Origin of the sequence: Microbacterium sp. CFBP 8794, from assembly GCF_014841235.1 — a bacterium.
Lineage (GTDB): Bacteria > Actinomycetota > Actinomycetes > Actinomycetales > Microbacteriaceae > Microbacterium.
Window position 1 is genome coordinate 164,792 of the sequence record NZ_JACYTT010000002.1, and the last position, 11,865, is coordinate 176,656.

The window sequence follows — 11,865 nt, forward strand, 5'->3', positions numbered from 1 at the left end:
GGGACGGGGTTAAAGGTTGCTGTGGTTCGTGGTCGAGTCTAGCGGGTGGATGCCGTGACGGCAGGTCCGGGACGGTGGCGCCGTGGCGCCCGCTGCTGCGCTGTCGCGCCCGCGCGGGCTCAGCCCGCGGCGACCTCGGCCGTCTCGGCGGCGCGCGTCGAGCGGATCGGGTGACCCGTCGTCGTCAGGCAGCGACCCGACGCCAGGTCCCACTTCCAGTCGTGCAGCGAACAGGTCAGCACGCCGTCCTCGATCTTGCCGGTCTTGGTCAGGTCGGCGCGAAGGTGCGGGCACCGACGCTGCACGGTCCAGCCGTCGATCTCGGCATCCTCGGTCTGATCCGACTGCTCGGCGTACCAGTTCTCGACGTATTCGATGCGGTCGCGCGACAGGCACTTGAGGAACGTGGTGAGGAACTCGTTGAACTTGCCGGAGCGACCGACCTCGAACTGCATCGACAGGAAGATCGAGTTCGACCAGTCGATCTCGTGGTCGCGGATGTTCGTCGACACCAGGTCGGCGGGGATCGTGTACCAGTAGATGCAGTCCTCGCCGGCGTACTCGCGCACCTTTGCCTTGGGGAAGTCCACGACCATGTCGAGCTCGCCGATGCGGAAGCGCACCGCTCCCCCGACGCCGTTGCGGATCGTGCGCGCGCGGCGGAGCAGCGGCTCCCACCATTCCTTGATCGCGGCCAGCATCTCGGCGGGCGGCAGGATCTCGGCGCGCGATGCCACCTCGGCGGCGACCTCGCTCTGGCGCGCGTCGCGCTGTTCGGCGAGATAGTTCCACTTGTCGCCGAAGACCCGGTCGATCTCGGCGTCGGTGTACAGCGTCTGCGTCACGGTGACGTCGGACCCCCGCACCTCGACCTCGGCGCCGGGGAGGAACAGGTAGCCCTTCTGATCGGGGCGCTGCTGCTTCATGTGCGCGAGGAACTCCCGCTGATCCGTGAAGATCGAGTCGTTCTCGAGGCCGGTGCCGTTGTAGCGGAAGAGCTCTTCGCGCAGGAACATCGGCGGGCCCGCCATGGGGAAGACGTGCTCGGCATCCACCTTCTCGATGTAGTACATCGCGCGCTTGTTCTGCGCGTCGCGCTTGAGCTGCGCGAAGTTCTCTTTCGCATCGAGCGGCAGGTCGTAGACCATGGGCCACCAGATGGCGCCCGACACCTGCGTGAAGTAGGCGTCGGGCTTGCCGAAGTCCATGAGCTTCTCGAGGTCGAGGGGATGCGAGTCGTTCTGGTTGAGGATCGACGCGGTTCCGTCGTCGACCGACAGCGACGAGTCGCCGATGGGGCCGTCGGAGGGGGCGCGCAGCGGCGTGATCATGAGCTTCAGATCGCCGTACTGCAGGGGGACGCCCGCTTCGGTACGCACCAGGTTCGTGTACCCCAGGGCCACCAGGTCGCGCTCGAGGTCGTCGGTGGGGTACTCCGGCAGCAGCACGCGGATGTCTTTCGACACGTACCGCTCGAGCACCGCCGGGTCGAAGTGATCGCGGTGGCGGTGCGAGATGTAGAGGAAGTCCGCCGCGCCGTACCGCTCCCAGTCGAGCTGGCGGTTGTCGGGGAACGGGAACCACGAGCCGAAGAAGCTCGGACCGATGACCGGGTCGCAGAGGATGCTGCCACCCGCGGTCTCGATGAACATGCCCGCGTGGCCGAGGCCGGTGATTCTCATGTCGCTCCTGTGTCGTTGGCGAACCTGACGAGTCTACGCGGGGGTGGCTGAACGGGTTCGGGGAGCCACGGCGGGTCGCTCGCGAGAACGGATGCCGGGGTGCCCGCGCTGCGCCCCGCGTCAGGGCCCCAGCAGCCCCCGGATGTCGTCGGCGTCGAGCGAGGCCGCGAAGGCGTCGTCGTCGTCGATGACGGCGTCGAACAGTGCCGCCTTGCGATGCTGCAGCGCCCGCACCTTCTCTTCGACCGTGCCCGCGGCGATGAGCCGGTAGACGAATACGCTCCGAGTCTGGCCGATGCGGTGGGCGCGATCGATGGCCTGCGACTCCGCGGCGGGGTTCCACCAGGGATCGAGCACGAACACGTACTCGGCCTCGGTGAGGGTGAGCCCGAAACCCCCGGCCTTGAGGCTGATGAGGAACACCGGGGCGTCTCCCCCGCGGAAGCCCTCGATCACCTCGCCGCGGCGAGCCGTGCTGCCGTCGAGATGGGTGTAGGCCAGGCCCGCGGCATCCAATCGCGCGGCGGCCAGGTCGAGGAACGAGGTGAACTGGCTGAACACCAGCGCCCGATGTCCCTCGGCGGCGACCTCGGCGAGGCGGTCCAGCAGCACGTCGAGCTTGGCCGAGCCCAGGTGCGCGTCGTGCTCGTCGACGAGGCCCGGGGCCAGCGCCAGCATGCGCAGCAGCGTCAGCGAGCGGAAGACGATGAAGCGCTGCCGGTCGAGGTCGTCGAGCAGCCCGAGCACCTTCTGCCGCTCGCGCTGCAGCACCCGGTCGTAGAGCTCCTGGTGCGCGGGCCCCAGGGCGACCGCGATCTCCTGCTCCTGCTTGGGCGGGAGATCGGAGGCCACGACGTCTTTCGTGCGGCGCAGGAGGAAGGGCCGCACGCGGCGGCGGAGACGATCCAGCGTCTTCTCGCGGTGCGCGCCGGCCGCGGCGGCCGACAGCGCGGTGGGCGCGTCGGCGGGCAATTGCTCGATCGCGCGCGTGTAGTCCTCGCGGAACTGCCGGATCGACGGGAACAGCCCGGGCGCGGTCAGCGCGAGCAGGGCCCACAGATCGTCGAGGCCGTTCTCGATGGGGGTGCCGGTCGCCGCGAACACCGCGTCGGTGCGCAGCGCCGCGATCGCGCGGTGGATGCGGGTCGCCGGATTCTTCACGAACTGCGCCTCGTCGAGCACGACCCCCGCCCAGTGCGGACCGGCGAACTCCTCGGCATCGGCGCGCACGACCCCGTACGGGGCGACCACGATGTCGACGTCGGCGGCGACCTCGGCGATGGTGAGCTCGCGACGGACGGCGGTGGCTTCGACGACGGCGACCCGCAGGCCGGGAGCGAACCGCGCGGCCTCGTCGCGCCACGTCGGCAGCACCGAGGTCGGGGCGACCACCAGCCACGGCCGCTCGTCGCCGAGGTTTTTCGCGTGGGCGATGAGGGCGAGCAGCTGCAGGGTCTTGCCGAGCCCCATGTCGTCGGCCAGGATTCCCCCCAGTCGATGCCGGTGCAGCAGGGCCAGCCACGACAGGCCCTCGCGCTGGTACGGGCGCAGCTCGGCGCGGAATCCGGGGGGCGTCGGCACCCGCGGCACGTCGGCGACGTCGCGCAGGGCGCGGGCGAGCCGGCGCCACTCGACCGCCGCCTCGGACTGGTCGGCGAGGTCTTCGAACTCCGCCCACAGCGACAGATGGGTGCGCGGCAGGCGCGGCCCGGCCTCCCACTCGTCGAGGGCCGCCGCCTCGTCGAGCAGATCGCGGAGCCGCTGCAGAGCGGGGTGCGCGAGCGAGAACCACGCGCCGTCGGAGAGCTTGATGCGCGTGCGCCCGCGGGAGAGAGCCGAGAACAGGGTGGCGAACGGGATCGTCCGGCCCTCGATCGTCACCACGATCCCCAGGTCGAACCAGTCGCGGTCGACGGACTCCACCGCCGTGATGCGCAGCGAGGGGTCGCCCCGGAGCTCGCGGAACGACGGTGCCGTGCCGGTCGTGCGCACCCGCACCTCGTCGAGCAGGTCGACGGCGGGGAGCACGCACGAAACGAACACCGCCGCGTCGGCATCACGCAGCGTGGCGCGCGCCGACACCGGCAGGTCGGATGCCGCCAGCCACGCCGTCTCGAATCGTTCGCCGATCTGCGCTTCGGCGCGGAGGTCGCGCTCGGGGTCGTCGGCCGTGGCGTCGTAGGCGACGCGGTGCGTGCCGGGGTACACCCAGGTGAGGACGAAGGCCACGTCGTCGTCGGCGTACGTCACGGCGACCTCGAGGGTCGGCCGCGGGGGCGGTGGGGCCGGAACCCCCGCCCCCACCGACAGCGGAGCGCGCCGGGCGAGGCGGGGGTACATCTCGGCCAGGAACTCCGCCGCATCGGCCGACGAGACCTCGACGACCCCGCCGCCGAGAAGGGCCGGCAGGGGCGCCGGCAGCTCGACGGCGGCGAGCACGATCGGCACGGGGTCGCGGTCGAGTTCGTAGGCGAACAGCCCCGCGGCGCCGAGGGCGCGCGCGTGGGCGGCGTCGACGCGCCGCTCGTCGATCTCGAGGTCGGCCGAGACGCGCAGCGCTCCCCCGCCCACCGCGTCGAGCGCCACGCGCGCGGTGGCGGTGCGCGCGAGGCGGACCCTCTGCTGAGGATGCATCGGGACGATCGGGATGCCGAGCACCTCGGCACTGCGCAGGAGCGGCCACAGCAGGGGCGAGTCGGCGGCGTCGAGGGCGACCGTATCGCCCGACGGCGCGAAGGGGCCGGTGGTGCGCAGCGCCTGGGCCAGCGCGTGCAGTTCGGCGAACCAGCGCACGTGCGCGGGGTCGAAGCGACCCGACGATCGGCGCACGACATCCCAGGTGGCATCGGCGCGGATCCAGGCGTCGCGGGCTCCGCGCACGAGCGGACGTGCGACCAACTGCAGGTCGTCTTGGCGCTGGGCGAGCGAGCGCGGGGTCACCGGCACGACCGCGCGGGCCTCCCACCGCGCCGGGTCGTACGCTTCGCGCTGGCGCAGCTCGACGCCCAGGGCGAGCGGCTCGAACGCGGTCGTCTCGCCCGCGGGGACGAGGTCGCGCCACGAGGTCACGGGAGCATCCTGCCGGGAGCCTCCGACATCGGCGCGGGTGCGGGCGCCGGACGCGCGGACGCCCGCGTCACGGCATCCGGGAAACGACGCGACGCGACCGCCGACACCGGGTCGGGGCCGCGTCGGAACACGTCGAGAGGGGTCAGGACGAACGCGCGATGCGCGCCAGCACGCCGTGCACGAACGAGCCGGAGTCGTCGGTCGAGAACTCCTTGGCCAGCTCCACGGCCTCGTCGATGGCGACGGCCACGGGAACCTCGTCGTTGTAGAGGATCTCCCACGCGGCCATCCGCAGCAGGGCACGGTCGACGGCCGGCATGCGCTGGAGCGACCAGTCCTTCGAGAACGTGGTGATCTGCTCGTCGATGGCGTCGCGGTTGTCGATCACGCCGTCGACGATGTCGCGGGCGTACAGCCACGAGGCTTCACGCGCGGGCTCGGATGCCGCGCGCTTGGCCTCGGCGGCCAGCATGATCGCGAGCTCTTCGCCGCGCACGTCGGCCTGGAAAAGGATGTCGAGGGCGCGCTTGCGCGCCTTAGTCCTCGCGCTCATTTTGTCAGGACCACGGGGTCAGCTGATGCGACCGAGGTAGTCACCCGTGCGGGTGTCGACCTTGATCTTCGTGCCGGTCTCGAGGAACAGCGGAACCTGCATCTCGTAGCCGGTCTCGACGGTGGCGGGCTTGGTGCCGGCCGACGAGCGGTCGCCCTGCAGGCCCGGCTCGGTGTAGGTGACCTCGAGGATGACCGACGGCGGCATCTCGACGTAGAGCGGGTTGCCGTTGTTCAGCGCGATCTGCACCTGCTGGTTCTCGAGCAGGAAGTTGGCCGCGTCGCCGACGGTGGCGGCTCCCACGGTGATCTGGTCGTAGTCGAGCACGTCCATGAAGACGAAGCCGTCACCGTCGTTGTAGAGGTAGGTGAAGTCGCGGCGGTCGACGTTCTCGGTCTCGATCTTCGCGCCGGCGTTGAACGTCTTGTCGACGACCTTGCCGCTCATGACGTTCTTGAGCTTGGTGCGGACGAACGCGCCGCCCTTGCCGGGCTTGACGTGCTGGAACTCCACGACGCTCCAGAGCTGACCGTCGATGTTCAGGACGACGCCGTTCTTGATGTCTGCGGTGGATGCCATGAGGTCGCTGTTCCGTTTCGTGTGAGGAGGGTCCGCGCTGTGGCGCGCACCCGGCGACCGAGTCTACGCGATGCCCCGACGCCGGTGCGATCCGCGCCCGGGCGCGGCGCGTCAGCCCTCGGCGCGTCCGGCGATGACGGGGATCAGCAGGTCGACCGCGCGCGCATAGCCGGGCACTCCCTCGCCGATGACGTGCACGACGGCGACGTCTTCGATGTACGAGAAGTGCCGGAAGGCCTCGCGCTCCTTGATGTTCGAGATGTGCACCTCGGCGACGGGGAGGGCGACGGATGCCAGGGCGTCGCGCAGGGCGATGGAGGTGTGCGTGAGTCCTCCGGCGTTGATCACGATCCCGGCGCAGTCGAGACGTGCGTCGTGGATCGCGTCGATCAGCATGCCCTCGTGATTGCTCTGCACGGCGCGCACCTCGAGCCCGTGACGCGCGGCGGCCTCGTCGACGACGCGTTCGACGTCGGCGAGCGTGTCGCGACCATAGATCTCGGGCTGCCGCGTGCCGAGCAGATTGAGGTTGGGGCCGTTGACGAGCAGCAGGCGGCGGGGCGTGGTCATGTCGGGCACGCTATCAGCGCCGCCCCTGCGCGGTGAGGCGCACCGGGGCGGTCCCGGCGCCGTAGCCGGCGTAGGCGTCGACGCGCTCCACGAACTCGAAGAAGACCTCGCCGATCGTGCGCGTGTAGAAGTGCAGGTACTCGCCCGCGTCGTCGCGGTCGTAGCCGAGGTGCAGGTCGCGCAGCTCGTCGACGGTGGCCTCCGACAGATCGAAGCGGGCGGCGATGTCGTCGTAGTAGTTGGCCGGCATCTCGAGCGGCGCGAAGCCGCGATCGCGCGCCGCGCGGGCGACGTGGCGCACGTCGTCGCAGACGAAGGCGACGTGCTGCGGGAGTGCGGCTCCCGCGCGTTGCGAGGCGAGGATGGGCGGGGCGACGTTCAGGGGCAGGCGCACCGTGCTGCCCGGCGCGACGAGCACGCGGCTGGCCACGAGTCCACGGGGCCCCGGCACGTCGGTGCTGCTGTCGACGCGCAGCGCGAAACCCGCGGTGTAGAACAGCGTCGCCTCCTCGATCGCGTCCCAGGGCTGGCTGAGGCTGACGTGATCGACACCCGTGATGGCCGTGTCTCGCGCGGCCTCGCCGTGCTCGAACTCGCCCACCCACGCCGGGTCGCCCTCGTCGGCCGCTTGCGCCCAGTACACCTCGGTGCCGTCGGGGGCGATGGCGCCGTCGAGGCGCTCCTCGGTGGCGTAGGTGCGGCGGTAGGCCCGCGGTACGCGCAGCTCGTCCATGCGCAGGTCGACCGCCTCGGCGTCGTCGACCTCGAGCCCGACGGCTGCGAGCCGGGGCTCCCAGCCCCGGGCGTGCTGCTCGTTGAGCACCACCCGCGCGTCGCCGGCGGTCCACAGGGTCACGGGCTTCGTGCGGTGGCGTCCGCGCGAGGTGAAGCCGAGCTGGCCGAGCAGCTCCTCGATCGCGGAGGTGTCCTCGGCCTTGACCTCGACGAAGTCGACGCCCGACGGGGCCGCCGAGTCGGGCAGCATCGACAGATCGCCGCGGTGGGTCGTGGCATCCGGGATCTCGCGGGCCACGGCGTCTTCGAGCCAGCGCAGCGACCGGCGGGCGTGCAGCGCCGTGCGGCGCGGGTCGGTCTGGCGGAACGTGTCGTTGAACACCTCGAGTGACCAGGGTCCGGTGTAGCCGGCCTCGACGATGCGCGCGGTGAAGTCGGCGAGGTCGAACTCGCCCTCGCCGGGGAACAGGCGGTGGTGGCGGCTCCACGAGAGCACGTCCATGCTCAGGCGCGGGGCGTCGGCGAGCTGGACGAAGAAGATCTTGTCGCCGGGGATCGCGGCGATCCCGGCGGGGTCGTGCCCGCGCGAGAGGATGTGGAATGAGTCGAGGCAGACACCCACCGCGGGGTGGTCGGCCTGCTCCACGATGCGCCACGCGCGCCGGTAGTCGTCGACGTACCGACCCCAGGCGAGGGCTTCGAAGGCGATCCGGATGCCGTATCCCGCGGCCAGGTCGCCGAGGCGTCGCAGCTGGTCGGCGGAGACGGCGTCGTCGTCGATCGTGGCGGTGCCGACGTTGCTGCAGCAGAGCACGAGGTCCATGCCGAGGCGCCGCATGAGCTGGAACTTGGCCTCGGCGCGGCGGAGCACCGCGGCGAAGGCGGCCTCGTCGACGCCCTCCACGTCGCGCATCGGCTGGTAGAGGTCGAGGCTGAGCCCGAGGCGCCCGGCCAGTGCCGCGATCTCCTCGGGGCTCTCAGGGGCGGCGAGCAGGTCGGGCTCGAAGATCTCCACCCCGTCGAAACCGGCGTCGGCGCAGGCGTGCAGTTTGTCGGCGAGGGTTCCGCTGATGCAGACGGTCGCGATGGAGGTCCTCATGGCGGCCGAATGTACCATCTGGTACAAAGCGGGTCCACTAGTCTGACCGAATGGCCGAGGCACGTCGAGACGCCGAGCGCACCCGCGCCGAACTCCTCGCGGTGGCCACCGAGGTCTTCGCCGAAGACGGCTTCTCGGGAGCGCGGGTCGACGAGATCGCCGCCCGCACGCGCACCACGAAGCGCATGATCTACTACTACTTCGGCGGCAAAGAGGGCCTGTACCGGGCCGTGCTCGAAGAGGCGTACCGCGGCATCCGCGAGGCGGAGCGGGCGATCGACGTCGATCACGCCGACCCCGTGGATGCCATCCGCTCGCTCGCCGAGCTGACCTTCGACCACCACGTCGGGCACGACGCCTTCATCCGTCTCGTCGCGATCGAGAACATCCACCGCGGCGAGTTCATCCGCCAGATCGAGGGGCTCCGCACCCTGTCGCAGCCGGCGAAGGGCCTGCTCGACGAGATCCTCGAGCGCGGGCGCACCGCGGGGGTCTTCCGCTCCGACGTCGACGCGATCGACGTGCACCTCGTCATCAGCTCGTACTGCGTGTTCCAGGTCGCCAACCGCTACACGTTCGGCCACCTCTTCGACGTCGATCTCACCTCGCCCGACCGGCGCTCGCACCTGCGCGCGGTCATCGGCGACGTGGTCGTCGGTTGGCTGACGGCCCCCGCCCGCTGACCGCGCCCCCGCTCGGCTCCCGCGCGCTGACCGCGCTCGGCCCCCTCCGCGGCCCAGACCCTCGTTGAGTGTCCACGGCATGCCGTGTCGGGCCGGCGGCGTGCGCCGTGTCTTGGACACTCGACCATCCGGGCGCGCCGTGCGCGCTGACCGCGCGCCGGGCGGGCTCCGTGCGCTGAGCGTGCGCCGGGCGGGCCCCGCGCCCCTCCCCTCGGCCCCCTCCCCGGCCCAGACCCCCGTTGAGTGTCCACGACATGCCGTGTCGACCCTGGGGCGTGCGGCGTGTGTTGGACACTCGACTATCCGGGCGGGCCGCGCGCGCTGACCGCGCGCCGGGTGGGTCCCGCGCGCTGAGCGTGCGCCGGGCGGGCCCCGCGCCCCTCCCCTCGGCCCCCTCCCCGGCCCAGACCCCCGTTGAGTGTCCACGACATGCCGTGTCGGTCCGGCGGCGTGCGGCGTGTCTTGGACACTCGACCATCCGGGCGCGCCCGGGCGTCCGGGTCCCGGCAGCGGCGCCATACCGAAGTCGTCGTTGACACGATGCGCTTCCGCATGGTTTCCTCTGAACGTACCGGTTAGTACATAACCGGCTCGCGGAAACGAAGGAGTACCGTGATCGACGCGCACCCGTATCTCGTCGGCCTCATCGGCACGGGGGTCCTCCCCTCGTTGACGCCGCCGATGCACATGGCCGAGGCGCGCGCTCTCGGACTCACTTACGTCTACCGTCCGCTCGACCTCACCGCCCTCGGCATCGATCCCGAGCGCATCGGCGATGTGCTGGCGTGGGCCGAACGGCTCGGCTATGACGCCGTCAACGTCACCCACCCGTGCAAGCAGAGCGTGCTCGCGCACCTCGATCGCATCGACTCCGTCGCCGCCGCCCTCGGCGCGGTCAACACCGTGCTGTTCACCCCCACCGGACGCGTCGGGTACAACACCGATACGACGGGCTTCGCCGCCGCCTTCACCGACGGACTCCCGGATGCCGCGACCGACCACGTCGTCCAGCTCGGCGCGGGAGGTGCGGGGTCGGCCGTCGCCGACGCGCTGCTGCGCCTGGGTACCGCGCGGTTGAGCATCGTCGACCTCGACCCCGTGCGCGCCGCGGCCCTCGCCGACGACCTGGCGTCACGGCATCCGCTCGCCGTCGTCGACACCGCCGCCCCCGACCGGCTCGCCGACGTGCTCACCGGCGCCGACGGCCTCGTGCACTGCACCCCCGTCGGAATGGCCGAGCACCCGGGGCTCCCCCTCGACGCCGCGCTCCTCCGCCCCGAGCTGTGGGTCGCCGACATCGTCTACCGCCCGCTCGACACCGAACTCCTCGTCACCGCGCGCGAGCGCGGCTGCCGAACACTCAGCGGCGGACGTATGGCGGTCCACCAGGCCGTCGACGCGTTCGCCCTCATCACGGGGACGCGACCCGACCCCGACCGCATGACCGCCCACTTCCTCGACCTCGTCACCACCGACAGCATCCCCGACACGACCGCCGACCCGGCCGTCGCCCGATAAGGAGCACACTCGCATGACCACCCCCGCAACGACGCGGAAGACTCCCGTGAAGGCGGCCACCGCCAGCTTCATGGGCAGCGCCGTCGAGTACTACGACTTCTTCCTGTTCGGCTCCGCCGCCGCCCTGATCTTCCCGACGGTCTTCTTCCCGTCGGGCGATCAGGCGGCGCTCGTGATGTCGTTCGCGACCTTCGGGTTCGCCTACATCGCGCGCCCCTTCGGCGCCGTCATCCTCGGCCACTTCGGCGACCGCATCGGGCGCCAGAAGGTGCTGATGTTCACCCTGCTGCTGATGGGCCTGTCGACCTTCATCATCGGCTGCCTCCCGGGCTTCGCCCAGATCGGGTGGTTCGCTCCCGCGCTGCTGGTGCTGTGCCGTCTCGCCCAGGGGCTGTCGGCCGCCGGCGAGCAGGCGGGGGCCTCGTCGCTCACGCTGGAGCACGCCCCCGACTCGCGCCGGTCGTTCTTCACGTCGTGGACGCTCACCGGCACCCAGGGCGGGCAGATCCTCGCCGCCCTCATCTTCATCCCGGTGGTCGCCCTGCCCGACGACATCAAGTTCTCGTGGGGCTGGCGCATCCCGTTCTGGCTGAGCGCGGTGGTCGTGGTCGTGGCGTTCTTCATCCGCCGGAGCCTGCACGAGACTCCCGAGTTCGAGCAGGCCAAGGCCGACGGGAAGATCGCGCGGATGCCGCTGGTGCCCCTGCTGAAGAACCACTGGCGCGACGTGCTCCGCGTGATCTTCTGCGCCTTCATCGCCGCGGTGTCCACCGTGTTCGGCACGCTCGCGATCGCCTACGGCAAAGAGGTCGGTCTCGCCGCCAGCGTGACGCTGTGGCTCGTCGTCGTCGCCAACGTCGTCGCGCTGTTCACTCAGCCGCTGTTCGGCAAGCTCGCCGACCGCATCGGCCGCAAGCCCGTCTTCATCTACGGCGCGCTGTCGTCGGCGGCGTTCATGCCGTTCTACATGCTGTCGATGGGCGCCGGGAACGACCTGCTCACCTTCGGCCTGGCCATCTTGACGTTCTCGTGCGGGTATGCCGCGGCCAACGCCGTGTGGCCGTCGTTCTACGGCGAGATGTTCAGCACCCGGGTGCGTTTCTCGGGCATGGCGATCGGTACGCAGCTCGGCTTCCTGATGGCCGGCTTCGCGCCGAGCATCGTCGCCGCCCTCGGTGGTGGCGGTGCGGGCGGCTGGGTCGTCATCAGCATCTTCACCGCGGTCATCGCGATCATCGCCTCGGTCAGCGCCCTGACCGCTCGAGAGACGAAGGACGTCCCCACCGACCAGCTGGGTCTGTCGTCGCGCGAGCGCGCGACCGTCTCGGTCTGACGCCCGACCTCGGCCCCGCCTCCCCCCGGGAGGCGGGGCCTTCG

The 11,865-nt window shown here is 71.0% G+C and carries 9 protein-coding genes; 3 read left to right on the forward strand and 6 right to left on the reverse strand.

What is annotated here, in order from left to right; all coding sequences use genetic code 11:
- Nucleotides 1-119 precede the first annotated feature (119 nt).
- The 6 genes from IFU19_RS04465 to IFU19_RS04490 form a co-directional block, all read right to left on the reverse strand.
- Nucleotides 120-1,682, reverse strand: a complete 1,563-nt coding sequence (locus IFU19_RS04465) for a Rieske 2Fe-2S domain-containing protein (RefSeq protein ID WP_192013026.1) — start codon at nucleotides 1,680-1,682, stop codon at nucleotides 120-122.
- Between the two features lie 120 nt (nucleotides 1,683-1,802).
- A complete protein-coding gene (locus tag IFU19_RS04470; RefSeq protein ID WP_192013027.1) occupies nucleotides 1,803-4,751 on the reverse strand; it encodes an SNF2-related protein in 2,949 nt (982 codons plus the stop codon).
- 142 nt (nucleotides 4,752-4,893) lie between these two features.
- Nucleotides 4,894-5,304, reverse strand: coding sequence for a transcription antitermination factor NusB (gene nusB, locus IFU19_RS04475; RefSeq protein WP_055837367.1), 411 nt, complete (start codon nucleotides 5,302-5,304; stop codon nucleotides 4,894-4,896).
- 18 nt (nucleotides 5,305-5,322) lie between these two features.
- Nucleotides 5,323-5,883, reverse strand: a complete 561-nt coding sequence (gene efp, locus IFU19_RS04480) for an elongation factor P (protein WP_055837365.1) — start codon at nucleotides 5,881-5,883, stop codon at nucleotides 5,323-5,325.
- 111 nt (nucleotides 5,884-5,994) lie between these two features.
- Entirely contained in the window at nucleotides 5,995-6,453 is a 459-nt protein-coding gene (locus IFU19_RS04485) for a type II 3-dehydroquinate dehydratase (RefSeq protein ID WP_055940449.1), read from the reverse strand.
- A gap of 13 nt (nucleotides 6,454-6,466) precedes the next feature.
- A complete protein-coding gene (locus tag IFU19_RS04490) occupies nucleotides 6,467-8,287 on the reverse strand; it encodes a bifunctional sugar phosphate isomerase/epimerase/4-hydroxyphenylpyruvate dioxygenase family protein (protein ID WP_192013028.1) in 1,821 nt (606 codons plus the stop codon).
- Between the two features lie 50 nt (nucleotides 8,288-8,337).
- Here IFU19_RS04490 and IFU19_RS04495 point away from each other — a divergent pair, with 50 nt between their 5' ends.
- The 3 genes from IFU19_RS04495 (at nucleotide 8,338) to IFU19_RS04505 (ending at nucleotide 11,821) form a co-directional block, all read left to right on the forward strand.
- Nucleotides 8,338-8,970 carry a TetR/AcrR family transcriptional regulator gene (locus IFU19_RS04495; RefSeq protein WP_055837357.1) on the forward strand — a complete coding sequence of 211 codons (633 nt, stop codon included), beginning with the start codon at nucleotides 8,338-8,340 and terminating at the stop codon, nucleotides 8,968-8,970.
- A 612-nt stretch (nucleotides 8,971-9,582) separates the two neighbouring features.
- On the forward strand, nucleotides 9,583-10,488 hold the full coding sequence (locus IFU19_RS04500) for a shikimate dehydrogenase (protein WP_191915112.1): 906 nt from the start codon (nucleotides 9,583-9,585) through the stop codon (nucleotides 10,486-10,488).
- 13 nt (nucleotides 10,489-10,501) lie between these two features.
- Entirely contained in the window at nucleotides 10,502-11,821 is a 1,320-nt protein-coding gene (locus IFU19_RS04505; protein WP_055837349.1) for an MFS transporter, read from the forward strand.
- Nucleotides 11,822-11,865: the final 44 nt, after the last annotated feature.

Excerpts from the sequence above, each read along its gene's own strand:
- IFU19_RS04485 (WP_055940449.1), bottom strand. The coding sequence starts at position 6,453 with ATGACCACGCCCCGCCGCCTGCTGCTCGTCAACGGCCCCAACCTCAAT.
- IFU19_RS04505 (WP_055837349.1), top strand. The coding sequence starts at position 10,502 with ATGACCACCCCCGCAACGACGCGGAAGACTCCCGTGAAGGCGGCCACC.
- nusB (WP_055837367.1), bottom strand. The coding sequence starts at position 5,304 with ATGAGCGCGAGGACTAAGGCGCGCAAGCGCGCCCTCGACATCCTTTTC.
- IFU19_RS04490 (WP_192013028.1), bottom strand. The coding sequence starts at position 8,287 with ATGAGGACCTCCATCGCGACCGTCTGCATCAGCGGAACCCTCGCCGAC.
- IFU19_RS04465 (WP_192013026.1), bottom strand. The coding sequence starts at position 1,682 with ATGAGAATCACCGGCCTCGGCCACGCGGGCATGTTCATCGAGACCGCG.
- efp (WP_055837365.1), bottom strand. The coding sequence starts at position 5,883 with ATGGCATCCACCGCAGACATCAAGAACGGCGTCGTCCTGAACATCGAC.
- IFU19_RS04495 (WP_055837357.1), top strand. The coding sequence starts at position 8,338 with ATGGCCGAGGCACGTCGAGACGCCGAGCGCACCCGCGCCGAACTCCTC.